This window comes from Corynebacterium sp. AOP12-C2-36 (assembly GCF_052379185.1).
Taxonomy (GTDB): Bacteria; Actinomycetota; Actinomycetes; order Mycobacteriales; family Mycobacteriaceae; genus Corynebacterium.
In genome coordinates, this window is record NZ_JBQSYJ010000004.1 from 1 (window position 1) to 25,789 (window position 25,789).

Consider the following 25,789-nt stretch of genomic DNA (forward strand, 5'->3'; position numbering starts at 1 on the left):
GGTCATGACCCTGGTTCCCCCTTTGTCCGTTTGTTGGACGAAGTGTACCTCAGGGCACGGACATGAATGACCCACGTGTTCGAATGAACACCACCTAGGACTTTTGCTGCCGCGCCCCGCGCCTACCGTAGAGACCACCGACTGCGGCGACGCAGGCGCACACCACCATGACCGTGGCCATGGTCAGCAGACCGTCCTCCCCCAGCCCCACCAGCGGCGCGACGATGCCGGCGGCGAGGAACTGCCCGGCACCCAGCAGTGCCGAACCCGCCCCCGCACGCCCCGGTGTCAGGTCCATCGCCAGGGCGGTCGTGTTGCCCAGGTTCAGGCCCGTACCGATCGTCGCCACGAAGGTGAAGACGATCACCGGCACCAGCGAGTGCACCGTCAGGGCGATGACGAGCAGCCCGAGACCACCGGTGATCAGCAGGACCTGCCCGATCGCCTGCATCCGGGCGGGACCGACCAGGGCCACGACCCGGGCGTTGACCATGTTCGCCAGCACCAGTGCCACCGCGTTGCCGGCGAAGACCAGGCTGAACTGGGACGCGGTGAGCCCGAACTGCTCCTGCATCACGAAGGACGAGCCGGAGACGAAGGCGAAGAAGCCGCCGAAACCGATGGCGAAGGCCACGAGGTGCCCCATGTACGGGCCCACGCGGAACAACCCGGCCATGCGCCGGTACACCACGAGCATCGCGCCCTCGGTGCGTTTCTCCGCCGGATGGGTCTCCGGCAGGAGCACGGCAACCAGCACCTGGGCCACGGCGATGCCCGCCAGCGTCCAGAACACCGCCCGCCACCCTGCCAGGCCGGCGACCGCGCCACCGACCACGGGGGCGACGATCGGGGCGACGGAGGTGAAGATCATCATCGTCGACAGGGCCGCCGCCGCGGAGGCGCCGGACAACCGGTCGGCGATCATCGAGCGTCCCAGCGTCACCGCCGCGCCACCGGCGGCACCCTGGAAGAAGCGCACCACGATGAAGAGCCAGATGGACGGTGCCAACGCGCACACGACGGACGCCGCCAGGCCCACCACGGTGGCCGCGACCAGCAGGCGGTGGCGTCCTGCGCGGTCGGAGAGCGGCCCCACCACGAGCTGGCCGACGGCCATCCCGACCATGAAGGCGGTGATCGTCAGCTGGGTGAGGGAGGCCGTGGTCCCGAGGTCGTCGGTGATCTCGGGCAGCGACGGCAGGTACATGTCCGTACCGAAGGGACCGCCGGTGGACAACAGCGCGATGCCGGCGAGCATCGCCAGGGAGATCGTCGCAGCAGATCCCCCTGCACCCCGGGTCTGTGCCCGGGAGGAGTCGTCACGCATCACGTCGACGCAGCGTGACCGCACCGATGACGAAGACGACGAGGCAGACCACCACGAAGTAGAGCACCGAACCGTTCTGACCCCACGGCGCGTCCGCGATGTCGTTGAGGTTCACCGCCGAGCCGATGTTGTTGAACGGGAGGTACTGGGGAACCCAGTCCTTCACCTTCGGCACCATCGAGACGATGTCCTCGAGGACGAGGACCCACAGCAGCAGGACGGCCATGGCACCGGCGGTGCGGCGCACCAGGTACGCCACGCCGATCGCCAGGGCGACCGCGCCGAGCGAGTAAATCACCATCCGCAGGACGACCGTCCAGGCGTCGTCGGCGGACAGGGAGATGTTGGACAGGATCGCGTCGTCGTCGATCTGGGTGCCGGCCGCCCACCGGGTCACGAGCACGCTGATCACGGCGGACACGAGCGTGACCACCGCGGCGATCACGCCGTAGACGATGAACTTGGCCACCGGCAGCTGCCAGCGCTTCGGCACCGCCAGCACATTCGACTTGGCGGTGTTGTTGCCGTACTCGCCGGTGACCAGCAGCGCACCCTGGATCAGGAGGATCATCACCCCGAAGAGCTGCAGACCCAGCAGGGCGCTGGAGACGGTGAGCCCCTCCACGCTGGCGGCGGCGAGCTCCGCGTTGCCGTCGTCGACGGCCATGTTGTAGTTCATCGCGTTCGCCCACCCCATGAACCCGCCGAAGGCCACGGAGAAGACGACGATGAGCGCGGAGGTCCAGTAGACCGCCTTGGTGGTGCGGATCTTGATCCACTCGGCGTTGATCGTGTGTGCGAGCATTACTTCTCCCCCTCGGAGGTCGGGGTGGTCGGCAGGGCGCTGAGGTCGGGGACGCCCCCGATGCCGTCGGGCCCGTCGCCCAGGTTCGCGTGGTAGTCCACCGCGTGCCCGGTCATCCGCATGAACGCGTCCTCCAGGGAGGCGCGACGCTCGCTGAGCTCACGCAGCAGCAGACCGTAGGTGTAGGCGATGGCGCCGACCTCGTCGGGTTCGGTGTCCTCCAGGACGAGGATGTCGCGGCCGTCGTCGTCGGTGCTCTGCTCGAAGGCCACGGACTCCTCCCTGAGCGCATTCTTCATCTCCGGCAGGTGGTCGGTGCGCACCACCGTGGTCGCCGTGGAGGCGTTCTTGATGAAGTCGTGGGTGGAGGTGTCCGCCACCAGCCGGCCACGGCCGATGACCACCAGGTGGTTGGCGGTCTGCGCCATCTCACTGAGCAGGTGCGAACTGATCATGACCGTGCGACCCTCGGACGCCAGGTGACGCACGAAGTCACGGACCCACCGGATACCCTCCGGGTCCAGACCGTTGACCGGCTCGTCCAGGATCAGGACCTCCGGGTCGCCCAGCAGGGCGACGGCGAGGCCGAGGCGCTGGCCCATACCCAGGGAGAAGTTCCCGGCCTTCTTGCCGGCGACGTCGCTCAACCCGACGAGGTCGAGGACCTCGTCCACCCGCTTGCGCGAGAATCCGTTCGCCGCCGCCAGCCACCGCAGGTGGTTCGCGGCGGTGCGGTTGGGGTGCACCCACTTGGCGTCCAGCAGCGTGCCGACCTTGTGCAGCGGCTTGGCGTACTGGTCGTAGCGCATCCCGTCGATGGTGGCGGTGCCGGCGGAGGCACGGTCGAGGCCGACGATCATACGCATGGTGGTGGACTTGCCTGCACCGTTCGGCCCCAGGAATCCGGTGACGATCCCCGGCTGCACCGAAAAGTTCAGGTCGTCCACGACGGTCGCGGAACCGTACCGCTTGGTCAAGGATTCGACGTCAATCATGTCCCCCATCGTGCCATACGCCACTGACCCCGGGTGCTGACACTTCTTCGCCCCTCGAATGTAGGATGTCCTACATGCCCGTGCCGACACGAGATCCGAGTGACGGGGCCACCGATCCGGCCTCGACCGGCACGTTCACGACCCTGGACGAAGGCACCGCGATCGGGCCCGGCGGCCGTCGCCAGGACACCGACCGGTGGATGGACGACACCACCACCGACGGCCACGGCTCACGCCGGCTGAGCGTCTTCACCCCGGCGATGGAGGTCCCCCGGCGGTTCCGCCGCTTCGTCTCCACGACACCGGGCCTGCTGACCGTGGTCTCGGTGATCCTGGTCCTGGCGATCCTCGCCGCCGGCGGCGCGATGGCCGCCCAGTCGTCCAAGCAGCAGGGCTCGCTGAACACCCTGGTCAACCGGACCGAGCCGGTCTCCTTCGCCGCCCAGGAGCTGTACAACTCCCTGTCGGTCGCCGACTCGGTGGCGACCACCGGCTTCGTGGAGGACGCCGCGGGCGGCGCCGACACCGACGCGTCCTACCGCGAGGCCGTCGACATCGCCTCCCGGGCGATCATCCGCGCGGCCAACGGCATCGACGACCCGTCCACCCGCGAGATGGCGTTGATCCTGGAGATCCAGGAGAAGCTGCCGATCTACACCAGCCTGATCACCGAGTCCGGGGTGAACAACCGGCAGGCCAACCCGGTCGGTGCCGCCTACGTGACGCAGGCGAGCACGATGATGCAGGAGGAGATCCTCCCCGCCGCGGGAGAGCTGTACTCCAACACCAGTTCCGAGGTCGCCGAACAGCAGCTCGCCCTGACCAAACCCGGCTGGTTCGCCATGTCCGGCCTGGTCGCCGCGGTCCTGCTGCTGCTCGTGGCCCAGTTCTGGCTGGCCGCGCAGACCAACCGGCGGATCAACGGCGGCTACGCCGCGGCGACGGTGCTGATGACCCTGTCGCTGCTGTGGGCCGGTGGCGCGGCGCTGACCACCTGGACCGACGGCACCCGCGGGCTGGACGGCACCGCCCAGCCGTTGGAGTCGCTGACCTCGCTGCGCATCACCGTGCAGCAGACCCGAACCACCGAGGCCCTGGGCCTGGTGCAGCGCGAGTACACCGACGACACCCAGACCAACTTCTCCGACCAGGTCACCCGCCTGGACAGCGGGCTGGAGGCGCTCCGCAACACCGTCGGCGACCGGGACGTGCTCGACGAGGCGCGGGAGAACCTGCGTGCCTGGGACAACGCCCACGCGCAGATGCTGGCCCACGTCCAGCAGGGCGACTACGCCGCCGCGATCAACGCCACCATCGGCGACTCCGACACCCACCCCTACCAACAGCTGGACGAGAACCTGCGCTCGTTGATCGACGACACCCGTGACCAGTTGCGCACCTACCTCGCCGATTCCCGTGTCTCCGCCCAGCAGGTCTCCGCGCTGGTGATCCTGCTGGGCATCCTCTCTGCCCTCTGCATCATCTACGGAACCCGGCCCCGCCTCCAGGAGTACCTGTGAACACGCACCCCCGCCTCCGTACCGTCCTCACCTGCGTCGTGGCGGCCGGTTCCCTGGTGCTGGCGTCCTGTGCGACGAACGACCAGGAACTGCAGCAGTGGCCGGACGAGCCGAACCCCACGCTCGCCCTGCCCAACGGCTCGTCGCTGTCCGACAACGTCGACGACCTCTCCACGCACACCAGTGAGGAGAGCGACGACTCCTCGCGCGGCACCTACGGTTCGCTGCGTCCGGACGTTGACCCGGACACCGGGGAGGACGTCTCCCCCGCCCGGCGCGTGCCCGAGATCATCGAACGCGGCCGCCTGGTGGTGGGCGTCGCCCAGTCGCTGAACCAGGTCGGTTTCCGCGACCCGGTGACCGGCGAGCTCGCCGGTTTCGAGATCGACCTCGCCCGCGAGGTCGCCCGCGACATCTTCGACGACCCGACCAAGATCGAGTACCGCTACGTGGAGGGCAACGACCTGGAGGACGTCCTGGCCGCCGGGGCGGTGGACCTCGTGGCGCGCACGTTCACGATCACCCCGGCACGCCAGGAGCAGGTGGAGTTCTCCGTGCCGTACCTGACCACCTACCCGCGCATCCTGGCGATGCGCGACTCCGGCATCGAGGACGAGGACGACCTGGACGGCAAGACGGTCTGCGTGACACGCGACTCCACGAACCTGCAGGCACTGCGCGACGAGGTGCCGCACCGCGACATCCTGGCCACCCAGACCTGGTCGGACTGCCTGATGGCGATGCAACGCCAACAGGTCGACGCGATATACTCCGACTCCGCGATCCTCTCCGGGCTGCAGGCCCAGGACCCCTACACCGAGATCGTCGGCGACGACTCCGACGGCACGGACTACGGGATGGCCGCCGCCCTGCCGCAGCAACGTGACACCACCGGTCTGATCCGGCAGGTGAACTCCACGATGGAGCGCATCCGCGACGACGGCACCTGGGACCGGATCTACGACCGGTGGCTCGCCGGCTACCTGGGTGAGGCCGATCCGCCGCCCGCGGAGTACCGTTCCGCGGCGGAGAACCGGGAACTCAACGCGGTACGCGAGCGCGTCAGTTCAGCCAGTTCGACCGACTCGACCGACTCGACCGACTCGAACGGATCCGGAAGCGAGGACGACCAGTGACGAACTCCGACGAGCAGCGCCCGGACGACCGACCGTCCGAGGGACCCGCCACCGAGGCGACCTTCTTCGACCCCTTCGCCGACGACGATGACGAGTCCACCGACGGCGCCGCGCACAGCGGCGGCGGCAGTGACGGCGGCGCCGACACCGACGCCGACGGCGACAGCGAGCCCACCGGCGGCGAGTCGACGCAGGCCACACCTTTCGACCCCTTCGCCGACGACAGCGAGCCCACCCCGGTCCCTGAAGGCGCTGACGGCACAACCGGTACAGCCGGCACGGCCGGTGACAGCACCAACGCCACCGACCGCCAGCCCACCGTCGACTCCGGTGAACGCAGCCGCCGCGAGGCCCTGTCGACGTTCCGCCGCCGCCGCGGCACCTCCCGCGCCGGCGCGGAGGTCGCCGGCGGCATGGTCCGTCTCCCCTTCATCCCCCCGACGAACCCGCAGGACGCCGTCATCAGCGACGACGCCATCGCCAAGGCCGTCGAGGACGGGACGGACTCCCCCGTCCTGCAGCCCGGCGACATGGTCGCCGCCCAGTACGAGGTCCTCGGGCCGATCGCCCACGGTGGGCTGGGCTGGATCTACCTCGCCGTCGACCACAACGTGTCCGACCGCTGGGTCGTGCTCAAGGGGATGATGGCCACCACCACCGCGCACGAGCGTGCCGTGGCCGAGTCCGAGCGGGCCTTCCTCGCCGACATCACCCACCCCGGGATCGTGAAGATCTTCAACTTCATCGACGACCCGCGCAGTCCCGGCGGGTTCATCATCATGGAGTACGTCGGTGGGCCGTCGTTGCGCCACCGGCGCCGGCGTCAGCCGGGCAACACCCTGCCCATCGACATCGCCATCGGCTACATCCTCGAGGTCCTGCCCGCCCTGGACTACCTGCACTCCCGCGGCGTGGTCTACAACGACCTCAAGCCGGACAACATCATCATCACCGAGGACCAGGTCAAGCTCATCGACCTGGGTGCGGTGTCCGGCATCGGCGCCTTCGGCCACATCTTCGGCACCCGCGGTTTCCAGGCCCCGGAGATCTCGCGCACCGGGCCGACCATCGCCAGCGACATCTACACCGTGGGACGCACGCTGGCCAGCCTCATCGTGAAGCTGCCCGTCACCGACGGGGTGTACGACCGTGGCCTGCCCACCCCGAACGACGAGCCGCTGTTCCGCAAGTACCTGTCGTTGTACCGCCTGCTGCTGCGCGCCACGGACGAGAACCCCGAGCGCCGCTTCACCTCCGCCGGGGCGATGGCCAACCAGATCATCGGTGTGCTGCGTGAGGTCCTCGCCATCCGCGACGGACGCCAGTACCCGCACCTGGACACCCGCTTCACCGCACAGCGTTCCACCTTCGGCACCAAGCACCTGCTCTTCCGCACCGACCAGCTGATCGACGGCATCGAGCGCTCCGTGGAGGCCACCGCGCCCGAGGTCATCGCCGCGCTGCCGACCCCGCTGACCGACCCGAACGACCCCGGGGCGTCCCTGCTGTCCGCGGCGAGCCTGACCGAGCCCAGCGAGGTGCTGGACACGCTGAAGGCCGCGCAGAAGCAGCCGGACCTGTCGTCGTCGACGGAGATCCCCCTGACCATCGTGCGCGCCCAGCTGGACCTTGGCATGACCACCGAGGCGGTGCTGACCCTGCGGGGCATGGACGACCGCTTCCACCGCGACTGGCGCCACCAGTGGCTCTCCGGGGTCTCCAACCTGCTGACCAGTGACTACGTCACGGCGCAGGCCTGTTTCAACGAGGTGCTCAACACCCTGCCCGGTGAGCCCGCCCCGAAGCTGGCCCTGGCCGCCACCGACGAGCTGATGCTGCAGCACCAGGGGATGAACACCACCCGCCTGCTGGACTCCACGGTGCAGAAGGCGGCCTTGGCGTTGACCTACACGCAGGGTGCGCAGCAGTCCCCCGACTACAGCGAGGTCCCGGGCTGGACGCACCTCTCGCAGGATCCGGTGGCGCTGCGCTTCCACACCATCCGGCTCTACGGGCTGGTGTGGGCGACGAATGCCTCGACGGTGTCCGCCGCGTTCGGCCTGGCCCGCCAGCTGCACGCCGAAGGGCTTGTGGACGCCGCGGTCGCCGCGCTGGACCGCGTCCCGCAGTCCTCGCGGCACCACCGCATGGCGCGCCTGACCACGGTGCTGATGCTCATCACCGAGCAGTCCACGCTCAACGAGGCGCGTCTGCGCCGCGCGGCCCGGCGCCTGGAGATCCTGCCCACCAACGAGCCACGCATCCCCCAAGTCCGCCTGGCGGTGATGGCCTCGGCGCTGGACTGGCTACGGGCCCAGCAGGAGAAGTCGGAGGCTCCGGTGCGCGTGGCGAAGGCCCCGCTGTTCGACGTGGAGTTCACCGAGCGGGGCCTTCGTGCCGGAATCGAGCAGGGGTTGCGCGACATCGCGCGCCAGTCCCCCTTCGCCAGGCACCGCTTCCGGCTGGTCGACATGGCCAACCGGATCCGGCCGCGGACCTGGTTCTAGAGGCGCAGGCTCACCCGGGCGGCTCAGACCTGGGAGAGCTTCAGCGCGGCGCGGGCGATCGCCAGCTCCTCGTTGGTGGGAACGACCAGCACCTTGACCGCGGAGCCCTCGGTGGAGATCACCCGCGGGCCCTCCACACCTTCCTCGTTGCGGTTGCGGGCGTCGTCGATCTCGATGCCGAAGTTCTCCAGGTCGGCCATGGTGTCGCGGCGGATGCCGACGTGGTTCTCACCGACACCGGCGGTGAACACCACCGCGTCGAGGCGTCCGAGCTGCAGCATGAAGGCACCCACGTAGCGTCGCACGCGGTGGACGTAGATGTCGTAGGCCTCCTTCGCGTTCTCGTCGCCCTCGTTGATGAGCTCCTGGATCAGGCGGAAGTCGTTGGCACCGGCCAGCCCCTTCAGTCCGGAGCGCTTGTTGAACAGGGTGTCGATCTCGTCGATGGTCATCTTGCCCTCACGGTAGAGGTGGAAGATGATGCCGGCGTCGATGTCGCCGGTACGCGTACCCATGACCAGGCCCTCCAGCGGGGTCAGGCCCATGGTGGTGTCCTGGGGCACGCCGCCGCGGATCGCCGCCATGGACGCGCCGTTGCCCAGGTGCAGGGTGATCTGGTTGATGTCCGCGGCGTCCTTGCCGAGGACACCCGGGACGAGGCCGGAGACGTACTGGTGGCTGGTGCCGTGGAAGCCGTAGCGCCGGATGTGGTACTGGTCGGCGACCTCACGGTTCAGGCCGTAGCGCGAGGCGGCCTCCGGGAGGGTGTGGAAGAAGGCGGTGTCGAAGACGGCGACGTGCTCGACGTCCGGCAGCAGGGTGCGGGCGTTCTCGATGCCGTCGATGTTGGCCGGGTTGTGCAGCGGAGCCAGCGGGATGAGCGAGCGCATGTCCTCGACGATCTCGTCGTTGATCACGACGGGCTCGGAGAACTTGCTGCCGCCGTGGACCACACGGTGGCCGACCGCGGAGATGTCGAGGTCCTGGGGTCCCACGCCGAGCAGGGACATCATGCCGAAGGCACGTTCCAGGCCCACGGAGTGGCTCAGGATCGGGCGACGGTCCTCGATGGTCTGGTCTTCGGTGATGAGCTTGATGTGGCCGCGGCTCTCGCCGATCTGCTCGACCAGGCCGGAGAGGAACGGGCCGCTCTGGGCGTCGGCGTTCAGGTCGATGACCTGGAACTTGATCGACGAGGATCCGGAGTTGAGGACGAGGACGTACGTTTTGCTCGAGGTCATGGGAAGGTCCTTTCGGTTAGTTTCCGGCCTGGATTGCGGTGATGGCGACGGTGTTCACGATGTCGGGGACGGTCGCCCCGCGCGACAGGTCGTTGACCGGCTTGTTCAGTCCCTGCAGGATCGGGCCGACGGCGAGGGCGTCGGCGGTGCGCTGCACGGCCTTGTAGGTGATGTTGCCGGCGTTGAGGTCCGGGAAGACGAACACGGTGGCCTTGCCCGCCACGTCGGAGCCGGGCATCTTCTTCTGGCCGACGGACTCCACGACCGCGGCGTCGAACTGCAGCGGGCCGTCGACCTCGAGGTCGGGGTCCTGCTCCCGGGCGATCTGCACGGCCTCGGCCACGGCCTCCACGTCCTCACCCGCACCGGAGCTGCCGGTGGAGTAGGACAGCATCGCGACCTTAGCGTCGATGCCGAACTGGCTGGCGGTCTTGGCCGAGACCACGGCGATCTCGGCGAGCTGCTCGGGGGTGGGGTCCGGGTTGACCGCGCAGTCACCGAAGGCCCACAGCACCCCGTCCATGACCATGAGGAAGATCGAGGAGACGATGGAGGCGTCCGGCGCGGTCTTGATGATCTGGAAACTGGGCTTGATGGTGTGGGCGGTGGTGTGCGCCGCCCCGGAGACCATGCCGTCGGCCTTGCCGAGGTGGATCATCATGGTGGCGTAGTAGGAGATGTCCTTCATCGTCTCCCGCGCCTCGTCGATGGTCACGCCCTTGGCCTTGCGTAGTTCGGCGAACTCCTCGGCGAAACGCTCGAGGTCGTCGCCGGAGGTGGGGTCGGTCAACGTCGCGGAGCTCAGGTCGTACCCGAGTTCGTGTGCGCGTGAGGCCATGGTCGCCGGGTCGCCGAGGATCGTCAGGTCGCAGACGCGGCGGGCGAGCAGCTGGTGCGCGGCCTCGAGGATGCGGTCGTCGTCGCCCTCGGGCAGGACGATGTGCGCCTTGGCGGCGCGGGCCTGGGCAATCAGGTTGCGTTCGAAGACCTCGGGCCCGATGACCGGGGTGCCCGGCTCCGCCTGGCCGACGGTGTCCAGGGCGACGAAGGACACCGCGGTGCCCTCGGACTCCAGGGCGGACGACGACGCCTCCGGCCGGTCGAGCAGCGAGATCCCGCGCGGGACGCGCCCGGAGCGCACGAGCTGCCCGGAGACCTGCTGGAGCTGGAGGTGGTCCTGCTCGCCGCCGGCGATGAGGAAGTGGGCCACGCCTGCGGCGGCGGCCAGCCGGGAGTCGAACATGGGCTCGCCGGTGCCGACGAGGACGTCCTCGCTGTTGGTCAGGGCGGTCTCAAGGGCGGCGCTGAAGTCTGGTGCGGCGGGGCGGAGTGTCTCGAAGATGTCCGTCACCGGGCCCTGGAGGCTGGTGATCAGTTCGTCTCGGCGTCCTGCGGCGGTGGCGATCGGGCTGAGCACGGCTCGAACGGTCACGGGGTCTCCTTCACATGGTCGACGGTCCCCGGCACATCCGGTGTGTGGTGTCGCACCCCGGGTGTGGGGGATGTTCCTCCCCCATTGTGCCGTGAATCACTCAACCCGACCAACGCAATGGTGTCCGATTGATCTCAATACCCCCATTACTGTGCCTTAACCCACCCGACCCGGGGGTGAAAGCGGCGGTGCACCCGGGCTGGGGGTGTCACCTTTGTGCGTCTACGGCGATAACTACCGGGCCGGACGCCTCGGACGCGCCGGACGGCCCGGCCGCAGCGGTCGCTGCCGCCGCTGCGGCCGTCCTGCGTCGGCGGGCGAGCAGGGCGCGGCCGATCACGACCAGGCACAGCGTCACCGTCACGGCGGTGAGCAGACCCCCGGCCCACCCCAGCGAGGCGCTGACCCGGGCGCCGTTGAGCGCCACCAGCACCGCGCCGACGATGCCGCCGAGCACGTCCGGCTTGATGACCGTCACGATCCACGCCGCGATGGGTGCGCCGATCAGACCGCCGATCAGCAGGCCGAGGACGGGCTGCCAGGAGTCGTGCACCTGCTCCAGGCCGATGATGAAGCCGAGGGAGGCCGACACCGCGACGAGGAACTCGGCGGTGTTCACGGTGCCGATGATCTTGCGCGGCTCGCTACGCCCCACGCTCATCAGCGAGGAGGTGGTGACCGGCCCCCAGCCACCACCCCCGGAGGCGTCGAGGAAACCGCCGCCGAGCCCGAGGGTGACCAGGCCCAGGCGCGAACGCCGCGACCCCGAAGACACCGGTACGGTTTCGCCTGTGTCGCCGGGGTCCCCGCCCTCCGGCTTCTTCCACGGCACCAGCACGCTGCGAATCAGCACGTAGGCGCCGAGCAGCAGGAGCAGTGTGGAGACCACCGGTTCGGCCGACTCGGTGGACAGCCCGGACAGCACCGTCGCCCCGGCGAAGGCGCCGACGGCACCGGGGATGCCGAGGAAGACGACGGTGGGCCAGTGCACGTTGTTGAGCCGCCAGTGCGCCAACCCGGAGAACAGGGTCGTGCCAACCTCGGCGAAGTGCACGGCGGCGCTGGCCTGCGCCGGGGCGGTGCCGGACAGGATGAGCATCGTGGTGGCGGTGACGCCGAAGGCCATGCCCAGCGCCCCGTCCACGAGCTGGGCCATCAGGCCGGCGACGGCGAACAGCAGCAGTTTCACCGGGGTCCCTCCTCGCCTTGTACCTCCATGACGGCGTTGATCCGGGACACGACCAGGGGTGCGACGGCGGTACCCAGGGGTTCACCGAGTGAGACCGGCACGTCGAGCTCACCGAGTCGGTCGACGGCGATGTCCCAGAGCCGGCCCGGGCAGATGAACAGCGGCTCGACGGCCACGGGCTTTCCGGTACCGGCGGTGCCGCCTGTACCGGCGTCTTCCACGCAGGACGCCAGGGCGTCCGGCCCGGTCGACGGCCCGCCGGTGGCGACGCGCGCGTGCGCGGGGACGCCGAGGCGGCGTCCGACGTCCTGCGCCAGGGCCGCGACGGTGTCGTTCGCCCCGGCCACGCTGGAGCCCACGGAATAAAGGACGAGGGAAGCTGCCGTATGACGGGCGGCGATACGCACGGCGAGCAGCTCGGCGAGGTCCTCGCCGGTGCCCACTCCACCGGCCAGGTGCAGGTCCATGCCGGTTTCCCCGGTGGCCTCGGCGATCGCCTCAGGCACGTCGGTGGTCATGTGGAAGGCGGTGGTGAACAGCAGCGGGACGACGACCGCCTCGCGGTGCCCCTCGGCCGCCAGCACCCGGGTGACGGTGGTCAGCGTGGAGGGCGAGAAGTCGAGGTAGGCGGCGCGCACGACGCCGCCGGTGAGACCGGCGACGGCGTCGGCGATGTCGACGACCGCGGCGTCCGACGCCGGGTGCCGGGAGCCGTGCGCCAGGCAGATCACCGGGACGCGCGCTCCGGCCTCCCCCGCCACGGTCAGCCCTGGTTCCCCTCGGTGACCAGCCCGGCGGTGAGCGTGTCACCGGTCGACGGGTTGATCAGCAGGAAGGAGCCGACGCGGCCGCCACGGCGGTAGGCCTCGAAGGGCAGCGGCTCGGCAACGGTGACGCGCACCTCGGCGATGTCGTTGAGGGCGAGCTCGGTGCCGAGGTCGCCGTCCTCCTCGTTCTCGTCGAGGATGTGCACGCGGCTGACGATCTCGTCGACGCGGGCACGCACGGTGGCGGAACCGTAGCGCAGCAGGACGTTGCCGCGGACCTTCACCGGCGTCTCGGCGAGCTGGAAGACCAGCGCGTTGACGGAGTTCGACGGGGCCGGGACCGCGTCACCCTCCACGTCGGAGGCGATGAGGTCGCCACGGGAGATGTCGATGTCGTCGGCCAGGCGCAGGGTCACGGACTCGCCACGCTCGGCGCGGTCCTGCTCCCCGGCCGGGCCGTCGATGCCAGCCACGGTGGTGGTGCGGCCATCATGGCCGCCGACGGAGACGGTATCGCCGACGGCGACGGATCCGGACGTGAGGCGTCCTGCGTAGCCGCGGTAGTCGGTGGCGTGGTCGCGGATGACGACCTGCACCGGGAAGCGCAGACCGCGGACCTTGCCGGCATTGACGCGGGCCGGGCGGGCCTTCTCCAGGATGTCGAGCACGGTCGGGCCGCCGTACCAGGGGGTGTTCTCCGACGGGGAGACCACGTTGTCGCCGAGCAGCGCGGAGGTCGGCACCACGTCGATCTTCGGCAGGCCCAGCTCCCCGGCGAGGTCGCGGACCTCGGAGGTGATCGAGCGGAAGATGCCCTCGTCGAAGTCGACGGCGTCGATCTTGTTCACGGCGACGACCACCTGGGAGGTCTTCATCATCGCGGCCACGGTGAGGTGGCGGCGGGTCTGCTCGATCACGCCGTTGCGTGCGTCGATCAGCACGATGACCAGGTCGGACGTGGACAGTCCGGTCACGGTGTTGCGCGTGTACTGCACGTGGCCGGGGCAGTCGGCCAGGATGAAGGAGCGCTTTTCGGTGGCGAAGTAGCGGTAGGCCACGTCGATGGTAATGCCCTGCTCACGCTCGGCGCGCAGGCCGTCGACCAGCAGGGACAGGTCCGGGTTCTCCAGGCCCTTGGCGGCGGAGACGCGCTCCACCGCCTCGTACTGGTCGGCGAGGATGGACTTGGTGTCGTGCAGCAGGCGTCCGACGAAGGTGGACTTGCCGTCGTCGACGGAGCCGGCGGTGCACAGGCGCAGCGTCGGGACGGTGGAGTTGTCGACGTTCTCGGCGTCGGCGTTCTCGGCGGCGCTGTCGGCGCTCACGGGGGTGGCGGTAGCGGCGGTCATCAGAAGTAACCTTCCTTCTTGCGGTCCTCCATGGAGGACTCGGAGAGCTTGTCGTCGGCACGGGTGGCGCCACGTTCGGTGGTGGTGGACAGGCGGATCTCGTCGATGACCTCGTCGATCGTCGCCGCGTCCGACAGGACCGCGCCGGTGCAGGACATGTCACCGACGGTGCGGTAGCGCACGGTACGGGTCTCCACGGTCTCGCCCTCGGCGGGACCGCCCCACTCGCCGGCGGTCAGCCACATGCCGCCACGGGCGAAGACCTCACGGTCGTGGGAGTAGTAGATGTCGGGGATCTCGACGTCGCGGGCACGCAGGTAGTCCCAGATGTCGGCTTCCGTCCAGTTCGAGATCGGGAACACGCGGATGTTCTCGCCCGCCTGGTGGCGGCCGTTGTACAGGCCCCACAGCTCGGGACGCTGCCGGCGCGGGTTCCAGCCGCCGAAGGAGTCGCGCACGGAGAAGACCCGCTCCTTGGCGCGCGCCTTCTCCTCGTCGCGGCGGGCGCCGCCGAGCACGGCGTCGTAGCCGCGGTCCTGGATCGTCTCGACCAGCGGGACGGTCTGCAGCGGGTTACGGGTGCCGTCCGGACGCTCCTGGATCGCGCCGGAGTCGATCCAGTCCTGCACGTGCGCGACGTGCAGGGTGATGCGCGGGTCCTCGGCGACGCGGTCGCGGAACTCGATGACCTCCGGGAAGTTGTGCCCGGTGTCGACGTGCACCAGCTCGAAGGGCACCGCCGCCGGGGCGAAGGCACGCTTGGCCAGCTCCAGGACGACGACGGAGTCCTTGCCGCCGGAGAACAGCAGCGCGGGACGCTCGAACTGGCCGGCGACCTCGCGCAGGATCTCGATGGCCTCGGCCTCGAGGCTGGCCAGGTGGGGGGTCAGGGTGGAGTGTTCTGTCGCAGTAGTCACAGGTGGAGTCCGCATTCTGTCTTGGTTGAGTTGGCCCAACGGCCGGAACGGGGGTCGTCGCCGGGGGCGACCGGCATGGTGCAGGTCGCGCACCCGATGGAGGGGTAGCCCTGGCGGGTCAGCGGGTGGATGATCAGGTCGTGGGACTCGATGTAGTCCTCGACGTCCTGGTCGCTCCACGCGGCGATCGGGTTGATCTTCAGCCGGCCGGTGCGGTCCACGTCCAGGATCGGGGTGTCCTTACGCAGTTCGCTGTCGACCCGCTTCACACCGGAGATCCACGCCTCGTAGGGGTTGAGCATCCGGGCCAGCGGCTCGACCTTGCGCATCCGGCAGCAGGCCGTGGGGCTGCGCTTGTACAGGTCGCGGCCGTAGACCTCGTCCTGCTTCTTCACGGAGTAGACCGGCTCCACGGTGCGCAGCGGCAGCGTGTAGCGCTCGTCCACGTCCTTGGCCACGTCGATGGTCTCGTCGAAGTGGTAGCCGGTGTCGAGGAAGACCATCTCCGCGTCGTGGACACGGCCCTCGGCGAGTTCGGCCAGGACGGTGTCCTGCATGGACATGGTGACCGCCACCGTGCCGGTGACGTGCTCGTTGACCCAGTCGAGGATCTGCTCGGCGGTGGCGCCGTCGAGCTTGTCGTTCCACTCGTCGACGAGTGCCTGGTGGGCGGCGGTCTGCTCCTCGGTGAGGTGGGTGGTCGTCGTCGGCGCGCCCTCCGGGCTGACCTCCGGGTCCGTGAGCGCCGGAGCCTCCTGCTCTGCCCGGGTGCCGGTCACGCCGATCAGGCCGGTGAGAGTCGCGAATCCGACCTCTGGTCCTGTGTTCGTCATTCCTGCTCTTCTTCCCTGCCGTTCGCCGGTTGGTCTCTGGGGGTGTTGCCGTGCTGCCGTGTTGCTGTGTCGGGCTGTCGTCGTCACGTGTGGATCGCGGTACGACCGGCACCCAACAGACCGGTCGGTCTGCGCCATAGGGCACAAGACTAGAGCAGAGCGACCACCGGAGCAACCGGTTTTTCATGTATGGACCCAAGTATCATTTGTTGATACTGGTCAACGGCCATGCATCCCATAGACCGAGAGGTCTGCAATCGCCGTGTCCCCCACCGTCGGCCCCCCTGCCCGACGGATTCCTTTCGCCTTGAATCCAGGCTCCCCTACCGGCCGCGCGACCAGACCTCCCACAGTTGGGCGTAGCGCCCGCCGGCGGCCACGAGGTCGTCGTGGGGGCCCTGCTCCACGATGCGGCCGTCCTCCATCACCAGCACCTCGTCCGCCAGACGCGCCTGGTCCAGGCGGTGCGCCACCGTCAACGCGGTGCGCCCCTCGGTGAGCCGCCGTGCCGCGGCCTCCAGGGCCTGCGCGCCGGCCGAACCGGCCTCGGCGGTCGCCTCGTCGAGCACCACCACCCGCGGATCGCGCAGCAGCACCCGGGCCAGGGCGATCTGCTGGGCGACCACCGGGTCCGGCACCAGGCCACGGGCACCGACCACGGTGTCCAGACCGTCGGCCAACCGGCGGAACCAGTCCCCGGCCCCGACCTGCTCCAGAGCGTCGACGAGGGTGGCGTCGTCGACGCTGCCGGACTCCTCGTCCACCGCCAGGCCCAGGTCGTCGCGCAGCGTCCCGGAGAAGGTGTGCACCTCCTGCGACACCAACGCCAACCGGTCGGCACGCTCGTCGTCGGACAGGGCCGTGACAGCCACCCCGTCCACCGTGACCGCACCGGCGCTGGGCTCACGCAGCCCCGCCAGCAGGGTGGCGACGGTCGTCTTGCCCGCCCCCGAGGCACCGACCAGGGCCACCGTGCGCCCGGGTTCGATGGTGAAGTTCACGTCCTCCACCGCCCAGGAATCCGTCCCGTAGCGGAAGTCCACGCCGGACAGGCGCACCTCGCCGCGCGGCGCGGGCGCCCCGGCGTCCTGCACCGGACGCGGCGGGTCCACCGTCACGCCCACGATGCGCGCCAGGGAGGCGTAGCCGGACTGCGCCACGTCCAGCACCCGCATGATCTGCTGCAACGGGCCACGCACGCGGATGAGCATCAGCGTCGCCGCGGTCACCGCGCCCACCCCCAGCACACCGTGGTCGACCAGCACGAAGCCGAGCACGATCGCGGTGCCGAGCATCACGAGCTCGGCGACCAGCATCTTGTTCATCAGCACGACCATCACGCGGTTGGCGCTGACCGCGTTGGTCATCACCTGGCGCGAGGAGTCGGCGATGCGGTCGTGCATCTCCTCCTCCATCCGGAAGGCGCGCACCGTGGCCCGGCCGTGGATGGCCTCCAGGACGCGGCGGGCGCGCAGCCCCATCGACGCCCGCTCCGCGGCGTACAGCGCCGGAGCCCGGCGCAGGTAGGACCGGGCGGCGAACCAGTACACCGGGGACACCACCAGGATGATCAGCAGGAAACGCCAGTCCACGGTCAGAAGGCTGATCGCCGTGGCACCGATGACGAACACCGCGCCCGACAGGATCGGCAGCGCCTCCATGATCGCCGCGGACACCTGGGCCACGTCGTCGGTCGAGCGGCTGACCACGTCGCCGGTGCCGGCGTCCTCCACCTCGTGCATCGGCAGGCCCAGGGCCGTCCCCACCATCTGCTCACGCAGGTTGGCGATCAGCCGCTCGGACAGGCGGGCGAGGATGAAGTAGCCGGCCCCGTTGAACACGCCGGCGCCGACGGCCACCGCGACCATCACCGCGGCGGTGCGCCACAGGTCGCCCTCGGCCCGGGCGACATCGGAGGTCGCCGAGGCGGTGGACACGATGTCGACGATGCGCCCGAGCAGCCGCGGGATGGTGACCGTGCAGGTCGACCCGATCGCCAGCAGCACGAAGGCGAACAACGCCTGGCTGCGCGCGTGCGGCACCGTGCGCGCCTGCGCTGCGACCTCGCGACGCGCCTGCGCCCACGTGGCCAGCGGGAAGGTGCGCACCGGCTCGCCGTCGTCCCCACCGGTGTTCACCGGTGCCAGTGACGCCGCCCTCATCGCGACACCTCCGTATCTGCGTCTGCTGCTCCGGCGAGCGCGGCGACCTCGGCGACCTCGGCCGGTCCCCACTCGCGGTCCGCGGCGACGTGCCACGCCGGGGCGTCGCTGACGACGAGCACCCGGTGCGACGCGCGCGCGTCCGTACTGTCTGTACCGTCTTTACCTTCCGCGCCACCGCCGTAGAGGCGTCCGACGCGTTCGGCGATGTGCTGCTCGGTCACCGAGTCCACCGCGGTGGTCGGGTCCGACAGCACCAGCAGTTCGGGGTCCGCGGCGACCGCGCGGGCCAGGGCGACACGTTGGCGTTGCCCGCCGGACAGCCGCCTGCCGCCCTCCCCCACCGACCGGTCCGGGCCGCCCGGGATGTCGGAGCAGTCGGCGACCTCCAGGGCGGACGCTGCGACCTGCGGGTCCGGGTGGACGTTGTCGCGTACCGACCCGTCGAAGAGGTCGGCGCCGTGCGGGGCGACGACGACCCGCTGGCGCGGCAGCCGCGCCAGCTCCCCGAGCATCCCCGGCGCCACCCCGGCTGCACCGCGCACGACGGTGACGCCGGACGGCACGGCGGCGAGCACCGCCGCGGTCGTCGCGTCCGACGCCTCGTCCGGCGTGGCGAACGGCGCGTTGAGCACCTCACGCACGCGGCGTCCCGACGCCGCAGAGATCGCCACCCGGGTGGCGAAGTTGCGGCCCAGCATCGTCATCGGCATGACCACGTACTGCGACAGGCCGACCACGGTGATCAGCTGGCCCACGCTGAGCCCGTCGTGCAGGGCGATCCAGCCGGCGGTGACGCCGATGGCGACGACGTACACCGCACCGACGGACTCGGTGACCATCGTCAGGCGCGCCTCCGCGGCGTTCGCGCGCACCGTGGCGTCCAACGCGGTGGACGAGTAGCCGTGGTAGCGGCGACGCATCGTGGCCACCACACCCAGACCCTTGACGATGCGCAGGCCCTGGACGGCGTCGGCGGCCGCGGCCGCGGCCTGCGCGAGCGCCTGCTGACGGTCCGCCGCCCGGCTGCGCAGCGGACGTGCCGCACGCACCGACAACGCCACGACCAGCGGTGCACCGACCAGCACGGCCAGGCCCAGCTGCCAGTGGATCGACAGCACCACGACCGCGACGTAGAGGATCGAGCCGAGCTCGGCGACGGGGAAGACCGTCATCACCACGATCTCGGCGGCCTTGTTCGAGTCCGTCGACGCGATCGACAGCAGACCACCGGCGGTCCGCTCCCGTCCCCGGATGCCGCGCGGGTCCTGGATACGGTCGGTGACCGTGGTGCGCAGGTCGTGGCTGAGCTGCTGCAGGGTGATCTCCATGTAGCGGCGGGCGAACCACACCGCCACCGCGTTCACCGCGAACAGCACGACGAGCAGCCCGACCCACAGCACCAGGCGGTTCCACCGGCCGGTGGCGACCGCGTCGTCGATGGCGCGTCCGACCACGATCGAGGTCGTGGCGTTGCAGATGAACCCGGCGAGCATGCCGAAGGACGCCACGAGCTGGACGGGCCGCTGGGCGAAGGCGAGCTTCAGCAACCAGCGGCGGTCCGTGGGGTCCGGGAGTTTCGAGGGGAAGCTGCGGAGGAGTCCGGATCTGATCGTGTCGGTCCCGGTGTGTTCCCTCGTCGCATTTCCCGCCATGGGGGCTGAGCCTACAGCACGGGAAAGGGTGCCCTTGACGGGGAGTTATGCCCCGGGCGCGCGCTCAGGCGCGTACTCAGACGCCGCGCTCGATGTGTCCGTGCAACTTCACGGAGAACACCCGGCAGCAGTCGCGGCACTGCCAGGCGTTGTCGGTCTCGGTGTCGGGGAAGAGGTTCTCCGACGTGCAGTACGGGCAGTTCATGACCGTCGCCCTCCTCGGGTTGGGGTGTGCGATCTTCCCGGGGATCCGGGAGTTCGTGTCGTCCATGTGTACTCCTGCTGCCGGTTACTGCAGCACGGCCTCGTCGGCGCGCAGCACCCAGTCGCGGAACTGCTCACCGTCGGTGCGCTGCTCCTTGTAGTGCTCCACGACGCGCACCACGTAGTCGTCCAGCTCGGCGGAGGTGACCTTGTGCCCACGCAGCTTCTTGCCGAAGTCCGGGTGCATGCCGATCGCGCCGCCCAGGTGGACCTGGAAGCCCTCCACGCGGTTGCCCTCGTCGTCGGTGACGATCTGGCCCTTCAGCCCGATGTCGGCGACCTGCGTGCGGGCGCACGAGTTCGGGCAGCCGTTGAGACTGATCTTCAGCGGCACGTCCAGGTCACCCAGACGCTCCTCCAGCTGGTCTGCCAGGGTGATCGCGCGCTGCTTGGTGGTCACCAGGGCGAGCTTGCAGAACTCCAGGCCGGTGCAGGAGATGATGTCGCGACGGAAGGACGACGGGCGGGCGGACATACCCTCGACCTCGAGGGCGTCGACCAGGGCGTCGACCTTGTCGCGCTCGACGTTGAGGAAGATCAGCTCCTTGTCCGGGGTGGTGCGGGTGTCGGTGACCCCGTGGGCCTCCGCCAGGTCCGCCAGACGCTGCAGCTGGTCGCCCTCGGTGTGGCCCACGGTGGGCTTGACGCCCACGTAGAACCGGCCGTCGCGCTGCTCGTGCACGCCGACGTGGTCACGGTAGCCGGGGAAGACCTCCGGCTCCGGGCCGTCGGTGAGCTTGTGCCCCAGGTAGTCGTCCTCCAGGATGCGGCGGAACTTCTCGATGCCCCAGTCGGCGACGAGGAACTTCAACCGGGCACGGTTACGCAGCTTGCGGTAGCCGTAGTCGCGGAAGATCCGCACCACCCCGCACCACACCTCGGGCACTTCGTCGATGGACACCCACGCGCCGAGGCGCTGGGCCAGCATCGGGTTGGTGGACAGCCCGCCGCCGACCCACACGTCGAAACCGGGGCCCTTCTCCGGGTGTTCGGAACCGATGAAGGAGATGTCCTGGATCTCGTGGGTGATGTCCTGACGCACCGAGCCGGAGATACCGGACTTGAACTTGCGCGGCAGGTTGGCGAACTCGTCGCGGGTGAGCCAGTTCTCCTTGATCTCCCGGATCGCCGGGGAGGCGTCGATGATCTCGTCCTTGGCGATGCCGGCGACCGGGGAGCCCAGGATCACACGCGGCACGTCGCCGCAGCCGAAGAAGGTGTCCAGGTTCACCGCGGCCAGACGGTCCCAGATCTCCGGGACGTCCTCGATGCGGATCCAGTGCAGCTGGATGTTCTGCCGGTCGGTGAAGTCGGCGGTGCCGCGGGCGAAGTCGGTGGAGATGCCGCCGATGACGCGCATCTGCTCGGCGCTCATCATGCCGCCGTCCAGCCGGATGCGCATCATGAAGTAGCGGTCCTGCAGCTCGGCGTTGGACAGCACACCGGTCTGCTCACCGTCCATGTCCTGACGACGCTGGGTGTACATGCCGATCCACTTGAAGCGCGGGGCGAGGTCCTCGGCGGGGATGGAGTCGAATCCCTGCTTGGCGTAGATCTCGCGCACGCGGTCGGCGACGGCGAGGCCGGCGTCGTCCTGCTTGATGCGCTCGTCGTTGTTCAGCGGCTTCTTGCCGTCGATGAGCCACTGGCCCTGCGGCTTCGGCGCCGCACGGTCGGCCTTCTGCTCCTCGGTGAGCTCCACCGGTTCAGACGCTGCTGCCGCTGCTGCCTCGGCAGCTGCCTGCTCCAGTGCAGCGTCCAGCGCCTTCGCTGCCTTCTGCACCGCCTTGCCGGCCTTCAGCTCGTTCCAGCGGGCCTTGCGCGCGGCGGAGAATGCCTCCTGGTTGTCCGGGTCCGCCTCGGTGGCGGCCTCGGCAGACTTCGTCGTCGCGGCGAGCTCGGCCTGCTCGGCCTCGGCACGCTGCAGGGCCTCGCGGGCCTCCACGACGGCAGCCGGTTCCGGGGCCGGCTCGGACGCTGCGTCGGTTGCAGCGTCGGACGCTGCGGCCGCCTCTGTGGCGGCCTGCTCCAGCGCGGCGTCCAGCGCCTTCGCGGCCTTCTGCACCGCCTTGCCGGCCTTCAGCTCGTTCCAGCGGGCCTTGCGCGCGGCGGAGAATGCCTCCTGGTTGTCCGGGTCCGCCTCCGTGGCGGCCTCGGCGGACTTCGTCGTCGCGGCGAGTTCGGCCTGCTCGGCCTCGGCACGCTCGAGAGCCTGGCGTGCCTCCACGACGGCGGCCGGTTCCGGGGCAGGTTCGGACGCTGCGTCGGACGCGGCGGACGCCGTGGCGTCCTGCGCGCTTCCCGCGGTCTCGACCCCGGCGGCGGTGCCGGTGGCCTGCAGCGCCAGGGCGGCCTGCTGCTCGGCCAGTCGGATGGCGCGGGCAGCCTCGGCGAGCTGGGCGTCCTGCGGGTTCTCCGCGGCCGCACGCTCGGCGGCGAGCGCGGCGACGGACAGCACCGAGGCGCCCGACTGCACCAGCGACAAGGTCTCGCCCAGCGCCAGGCCCGCACCGGCGGGTGCGCCTGCGGCGGCCGGAGCGTCCTGCGCGGGCTGGGCGGGCTGGGCGCCCTCGGGGGCGGCGGCCGCAGCGTCCTGCGTGTCCTGGGATTCCTCCTCGGCGTTCTCGGCGGCGTTCTCGGCAGCCTCCTTCGCCTTCTTCAGCCCGCGGGCGGCCTTCTTCTGCGCGGCCCGGGCACGACGCGCGGCAGCGGCGAGCTGCTTGTCGTTCGGATCCGTCTCGGCGGCGGCCTCCGCGGCCTCCGTGGCCGCGGTGGCCTCGGCGACGCGCCCCTCGGCCTCCGCCACGGGGTCGCCGCCGGTGCTGGCAACGGTGTCGGGCTTCTCTTCGGTCGCCGTCGTCATACGATCACTTCTCCTGATCTTCCTGGTCTCGTTCCGGCCGTCGTGTCATGGACCGAGGGCGCTGGAGCCGGTCAGGACACCGGCATTGCAGACCGCTTGGTCTGCCCCAAAGGTGTCGCCCCAGACTAGACCGGTCTGTCCACGGACACAACGTAGGAGATGCTTACCCGGCGTGACGAGCACTTTCGCGGTCCGCCCTTGCCCGCGACAGACCAAGTGGTCTATAGTCTCTGCCTGACACCAGGTCACACCTGTACGTGACCCTCCTCACCTGTGCCGTGTCCGACAGCGTCGACACCTTGTCGACACTTTCCGTTCGGACGGGGGCGGACTAACGTACACGTACAAGACCACACCCCTGCCCGGCGGCAGATCGCCCCCGATCGATCCACCCCGGACTGCCGCACGAACCCGCCAACCACGGATTGGACCTACGCATTCATGTCTGACAACCGCCCCCTGCGCGTCGCCGTCATCGGATCCGGCCCGGCCGGCATCTACGCCTCCGACGCACTGATGAAGTCCGGCAAGGACGTCTCCATCGACCTCTACGAGAAGATGGCCGCCCCCTTCGGTCTCATCCGCTACGGGGTGGCCCCCGACCACCCGCGCATCAAGGGCATCATCAAGGCCCTGCACAAGGTCATGGACAAGCCCCAGATCCGGTTGCTCGGCAACGTCAACGTCGGTGAGGACGTCACCCTCGAGGACCTGAAGAAGCACTACGACGCGGTCATTTACGCCACCGGTGCCACCGACGACCGGGACCTGAACATCCCCGGCGGCGAGCACACCCACGGCGCCGGCAAGTTCGTGGGCTTCTACGACGCCAACCCGCACTTCGAGGACTCCTGGAACGTCGACGCCGAGTCGATCGCCGTCATCGGCGTCGGCAACGTGGGCCTCGACATCGCCCGTGTCCTGGCCAAGACCGGCGACGAGCTGCTCGTCACCGAGATCCCGGACAACGTCTACGCGTCCCTGAAGAACAACAAGGCCAAGGACGTGCACGTCTTCGGCCGCCGCGGCCCCGCCCAGGCGAAGTTCACCCCCCTGGAGCTCAAGGAGCTCAACCACTCCGACACCATCGAGGTCGTCGTCAACCCCGAGGACATCGACTACGACGAGGGCTCCGAGAACGCCCGCCACAACTCCAAGATCACCGACCAGGTGTGCACCATCCTGGAGAACTACGCCGTCGCCGAGCCCAAGGGCGCACCACACAAGCTCTACCTGCACTTCTTCGAGTCTCCCGTCGAGGTCAAGACCGACGACGACGGCAAGGTGACCACGCTGGTCACCGAGCGCACGGAACTCGACGGCACCGGCGGAGTGCGCTCCACCGGTGAGCTGACCGAGTGGAACGTGGGCCAGGTCTACCGCGCCGTGGGCTACAAGTCCGACGAGCAGAAGGACCTGCCGTGGGACGGCAAGGAGAACGTCCTGCCCAACGTCGGCGGACGCGTCCTGACCGAGGGCCCCACCGCCGACGGCATCGCCGGCGTCCCCGGCTCCGCCGACCCGGAGGCCGAGCTGCGTGAGACCATGCCCGGCGTGTACGCCACCGGTTGGATCCGCCGCGGCCCGGTCGGCCTGATCGGCAACACCAAGGGCGACGCCAACGAGGCCGTCGCCAACCTCCTCGCCGACTACGACGCCGGCATCGGCTTCGGCCCCGACGCCCCCGGCGAGGACGACGTGATCGAGCTCCTGCACTCCCGTGAGGTCGACTACACGACCTGGGAGGGCTGGTACAACCTCGACGCCCACGAGCGCGCCCTGGGCGAGGCCGAGGGCCGCGAGCGCAAGAAGGTCCGCTCCCACGAGGAGATGGTCCACTACTCCAGCGGCGAGGCACGCGTGAAGGCGTAGTAGCGCGCCTGCAGCGGGTCCCTTGCGGGGGACCGAGGGGCGAAGATCGAGCGTGGGAGCGTTGAATCACCGGATTCGACGCTCCCACGCTCGATCTTCGCCCCTGTGTCGTCTCCCCGGGCCCTGAACCCCAGGCTTCCCGGAGTGAGCGATACAGGAAAATCATCTCGTTATTCACCGTGAAAAATTATAATGTCCAGTGCAACTCCGGACCCCGAAGGCGCCACAAACTCCCAGGTCCACGCGTTTTTCTGCGCAGAACAGGAAAAAACGGCTTTTCTTCCGTCTTTTGGTGATTCATGACGTTCATACCGTTATCCTTAACGACATGAGCAACACCACGAACACTGCCGGCAAGAACCCCGCCACCGAGGCACCGGAGATCCACATCACCGGCAAACAGGTCCTGAACATGCAGCCCCAACAGGTCCACGCCCTGTACAAGCTGCGCGTGGACGTCTTCGTCAACGAGCAGCGCTCCAGCTTCCCCGAGATCGACGACACCGACATCGACCCCGGCACCCACCAGCTCCTGGCGTACGTCCACCCCGGCTCCGGCCCCGACTTCCCCTGGGGCGTGCCTGACCCGGGCTCGCCGCTGCGCCTCGTCGGCACCCTGCGCGTCTTCGGCCCGCCCGAGGAGCAGCACATCGGACGCCTGTGCGTGCACCCCGACTTCCGCGGCTTCGGCATCGCCTCCCAGCTGGTCGACGACGCCCTCGAGGTCATCCGTGGCCGTGCCGCGGCCATCGACCCCAACGTCCAGAAGACCGTGGTGAAGATCGAGGCGCAGACCTACCTGATGTCCTTCTACAAGTCCTACGGCTTCGAGGCCACCGACGAGCCCTTCATGGCCGAGGGCATCGAGCACCAGGAGATGCACCTCACGCTCGACTAGAGCGCGGACAAGAGCCCGGCCTAGGTGCATCGGACCGGTCCCACCGGCGATAGAATC

19 protein-coding genes are annotated in these 25,789 nt (G+C 69.5%); 5 read left to right on the plus strand and 14 right to left on the minus strand.

Annotation, left to right across the window (positions count from 1 at the left end; genetic code table 11):
- Positions 1 to 94 precede the first annotated feature (94 nt).
- Genes ACT3UN_RS04280 through ACT3UN_RS04290 form a run of 3 tightly spaced genes read right to left on the minus strand, consistent with a single transcriptional unit; the run spans position 95 to position 3,127 of the window.
- Positions 95 to 1,327, minus strand: a complete 1,233-nt coding sequence (locus ACT3UN_RS04280) for a multidrug effflux MFS transporter (RefSeq protein ID WP_441583118.1) — start codon at positions 1,325 to 1,327, stop codon at positions 95 to 97.
- A complete protein-coding gene (locus tag ACT3UN_RS04285) occupies positions 1,320 to 2,132 on the minus strand; it encodes an ABC transporter permease (RefSeq protein WP_444656429.1) in 813 nt (270 codons plus the stop codon). Before ACT3UN_RS04285 ends, ACT3UN_RS04280 begins: the two co-directional genes overlap by 8 nt.
- Positions 2,132 to 3,127: an ABC transporter ATP-binding protein gene (locus ACT3UN_RS04290; RefSeq protein WP_441583116.1), complete on the minus strand. Its 996-nt coding sequence runs from the start codon at positions 3,125 to 3,127 to the stop codon at positions 2,132 to 2,134. Before ACT3UN_RS04290 ends, ACT3UN_RS04285 begins: the two co-directional genes overlap by 1 nt.
- Positions 3,128 to 3,201: 74 nt before the next feature.
- Here ACT3UN_RS04290 and ACT3UN_RS04295 point away from each other — a divergent pair, with 74 nt between their 5' ends.
- From ACT3UN_RS04295 to ACT3UN_RS04305, 3 genes are read left to right on the plus strand one after another with little or no spacing between them, the layout of a single operon-like run.
- Positions 3,202 to 4,647 carry a hypothetical protein gene (locus ACT3UN_RS04295; RefSeq protein ID WP_301443643.1) on the plus strand — a complete coding sequence of 482 codons (1,446 nt, stop codon included), beginning with the start codon at positions 3,202 to 3,204 and terminating at the stop codon, positions 4,645 to 4,647.
- Complete coding sequence (locus ACT3UN_RS04300) at positions 4,644 to 5,783, plus strand: glutamate ABC transporter substrate-binding protein (protein ID WP_441583117.1); 1,140 nt, start codon at positions 4,644 to 4,646, stop codon at positions 5,781 to 5,783. Before ACT3UN_RS04295 ends, ACT3UN_RS04300 begins: the two co-directional genes overlap by 4 nt.
- Positions 5,780 to 8,290, plus strand: coding sequence for a tetratricopeptide repeat protein (locus ACT3UN_RS04305; RefSeq protein WP_444656431.1), 2,511 nt, complete (start codon positions 5,780 to 5,782; stop codon positions 8,288 to 8,290). The genes ACT3UN_RS04300 and ACT3UN_RS04305 overlap by 4 nt, the downstream gene beginning before the upstream one ends.
- 23 nt (positions 8,291 to 8,313) lie before the next feature.
- Here ACT3UN_RS04305 and ACT3UN_RS04310 read toward each other — a convergent pair whose 3' ends face one another.
- The 11 genes from ACT3UN_RS04310 to ACT3UN_RS04360 all read right to left on the minus strand — a co-directional run bounded on the left by ACT3UN_RS04310 (position 8,314) and on the right by ACT3UN_RS04360 (position 21,801).
- Complete coding sequence (locus tag ACT3UN_RS04310; RefSeq protein WP_444656433.1) at positions 8,314 to 9,531, minus strand: acetate kinase; 1,218 nt, start codon at positions 9,529 to 9,531, stop codon at positions 8,314 to 8,316.
- A gap of 16 nt (positions 9,532 to 9,547) precedes the next feature.
- Entirely contained in the window at positions 9,548 to 10,963 is a 1,416-nt protein-coding gene (gene pta, locus ACT3UN_RS04315) for a phosphate acetyltransferase (protein WP_301443279.1), read from the minus strand.
- A 208-nt stretch (positions 10,964 to 11,171) separates the two neighbouring features.
- A complete protein-coding gene (locus ACT3UN_RS04320; protein ID WP_301443278.1) occupies positions 11,172 to 12,152 on the minus strand; it encodes a sulfite exporter TauE/SafE family protein in 981 nt (326 codons plus the stop codon).
- On the minus strand, positions 12,149 to 12,913 hold the full coding sequence (locus ACT3UN_RS04325) for a sirohydrochlorin chelatase (protein WP_444656435.1): 765 nt from the start codon (positions 12,911 to 12,913) through the stop codon (positions 12,149 to 12,151). Before ACT3UN_RS04325 ends, ACT3UN_RS04320 begins: the two co-directional genes overlap by 4 nt.
- Positions 12,914 to 12,915: 2 nt before the next feature.
- Positions 12,916 to 14,268, minus strand: a complete 1,353-nt coding sequence (locus ACT3UN_RS04330; RefSeq protein WP_444656437.1) for a sulfate adenylyltransferase subunit 1 — start codon at positions 14,266 to 14,268, stop codon at positions 12,916 to 12,918.
- Positions 14,268 to 15,200: a sulfate adenylyltransferase subunit CysD gene (gene cysD / locus ACT3UN_RS04335; protein WP_301443465.1), complete on the minus strand. Its 933-nt coding sequence runs from the start codon at positions 15,198 to 15,200 to the stop codon at positions 14,268 to 14,270. Before cysD ends, ACT3UN_RS04330 begins: the two co-directional genes overlap by 1 nt.
- The gene (locus ACT3UN_RS04340; RefSeq protein ID WP_301443466.1) at positions 15,182 to 16,018 is read right to left on the minus strand and encodes a phosphoadenylyl-sulfate reductase; all 837 of its coding nucleotides are present in this window, start codon (positions 16,016 to 16,018) and stop codon (positions 15,182 to 15,184) included. Before ACT3UN_RS04340 ends, cysD begins: the two co-directional genes overlap by 19 nt.
- A gap of 323 nt (positions 16,019 to 16,341) precedes the next feature.
- Positions 16,342 to 18,180: an ABC transporter ATP-binding protein gene (locus ACT3UN_RS04345; RefSeq protein WP_441583127.1), complete on the minus strand. Its 1,839-nt coding sequence runs from the start codon at positions 18,178 to 18,180 to the stop codon at positions 16,342 to 16,344.
- Positions 18,177 to 19,835 (minus strand): ABC transporter transmembrane domain-containing protein, encoded by a 1,659-nt coding sequence (locus ACT3UN_RS04350; RefSeq protein WP_444656439.1) that lies wholly within the window; start codon positions 19,833 to 19,835, stop codon positions 18,177 to 18,179. The genes ACT3UN_RS04345 and ACT3UN_RS04350 overlap by 4 nt, the downstream gene beginning before the upstream one ends.
- A 76-nt stretch (positions 19,836 to 19,911) precedes the next feature.
- A complete protein-coding gene (locus ACT3UN_RS04355; protein WP_301443469.1) occupies positions 19,912 to 20,106 on the minus strand; it encodes a hypothetical protein in 195 nt (64 codons plus the stop codon).
- 18 nt (positions 20,107 to 20,124) lie between these two features.
- A complete protein-coding gene (locus ACT3UN_RS04360; protein WP_444656657.1) occupies positions 20,125 to 21,801 on the minus strand; it encodes a nitrite/sulfite reductase in 1,677 nt (558 codons plus the stop codon).
- Positions 21,802 to 23,403: 1,602 nt separating this feature from the next.
- Here ACT3UN_RS04360 and ACT3UN_RS04365 point away from each other — a divergent pair.
- Together ACT3UN_RS04365 and ACT3UN_RS04370 are read left to right on the plus strand one after the other, a co-directional pair.
- Complete coding sequence (locus tag ACT3UN_RS04365; RefSeq protein ID WP_444614992.1) at positions 23,404 to 24,834, plus strand: FAD-dependent oxidoreductase; 1,431 nt, start codon at positions 23,404 to 23,406, stop codon at positions 24,832 to 24,834.
- Between the two features lie 328 nt (positions 24,835 to 25,162).
- The gene (locus ACT3UN_RS04370) at positions 25,163 to 25,732 is read left to right on the plus strand and encodes a GNAT family N-acetyltransferase (protein WP_444656441.1); all 570 of its coding nucleotides are present in this window, start codon (positions 25,163 to 25,165) and stop codon (positions 25,730 to 25,732) included.
- Positions 25,733 to 25,789 lie beyond the last annotated feature (57 nt).

Coding starts and splice junctions, on each gene's coding strand:
- ACT3UN_RS04345 (WP_441583127.1), bottom strand. CDS start 18,180: ATGAGGGCGGCGTCACTGGCACCGGTGAACACCGGTGGGGACGACGGC.
- ACT3UN_RS04370 (WP_444656441.1), top strand. CDS start 25,163: ATGAGCAACACCACGAACACTGCCGGCAAGAACCCCGCCACCGAGGCA.
- ACT3UN_RS04280 (WP_441583118.1), bottom strand. CDS start 1,327: ATGCGTGACGACTCCTCCCGGGCACAGACCCGGGGTGCAGGGGGATCT.
- ACT3UN_RS04290 (WP_441583116.1), bottom strand. CDS start 3,127: ATGATTGACGTCGAATCCTTGACCAAGCGGTACGGTTCCGCGACCGTC.
- ACT3UN_RS04340 (WP_301443466.1), bottom strand. CDS start 16,018: ATGACGAACACAGGACCAGAGGTCGGATTCGCGACTCTCACCGGCCTG.
- ACT3UN_RS04350 (WP_444656439.1), bottom strand. CDS start 19,835: ATGGCGGGAAATGCGACGAGGGAACACACCGGGACCGACACGATCAGA.
- ACT3UN_RS04330 (WP_444656437.1), bottom strand. CDS start 14,268: ATGACCGCCGCTACCGCCACCCCCGTGAGCGCCGACAGCGCCGCCGAG.
- cysD (WP_301443465.1), bottom strand. CDS start 15,200: ATGCGGACTCCACCTGTGACTACTGCGACAGAACACTCCACCCTGACC.
- ACT3UN_RS04365 (WP_444614992.1), top strand. CDS start 23,404: ATGTCTGACAACCGCCCCCTGCGCGTCGCCGTCATCGGATCCGGCCCG.
- ACT3UN_RS04310 (WP_444656433.1), bottom strand. CDS start 9,531: ATGACCTCGAGCAAAACGTACGTCCTCGTCCTCAACTCCGGATCCTCG.
- ACT3UN_RS04295 (WP_301443643.1), top strand. CDS start 3,202: ATGCCCGTGCCGACACGAGATCCGAGTGACGGGGCCACCGATCCGGCC.
- ACT3UN_RS04285 (WP_444656429.1), bottom strand. CDS start 2,132: ATGCTCGCACACACGATCAACGCCGAGTGGATCAAGATCCGCACCACC.
- ACT3UN_RS04355 (WP_301443469.1), bottom strand. CDS start 20,106: ATGGACGACACGAACTCCCGGATCCCCGGGAAGATCGCACACCCCAAC.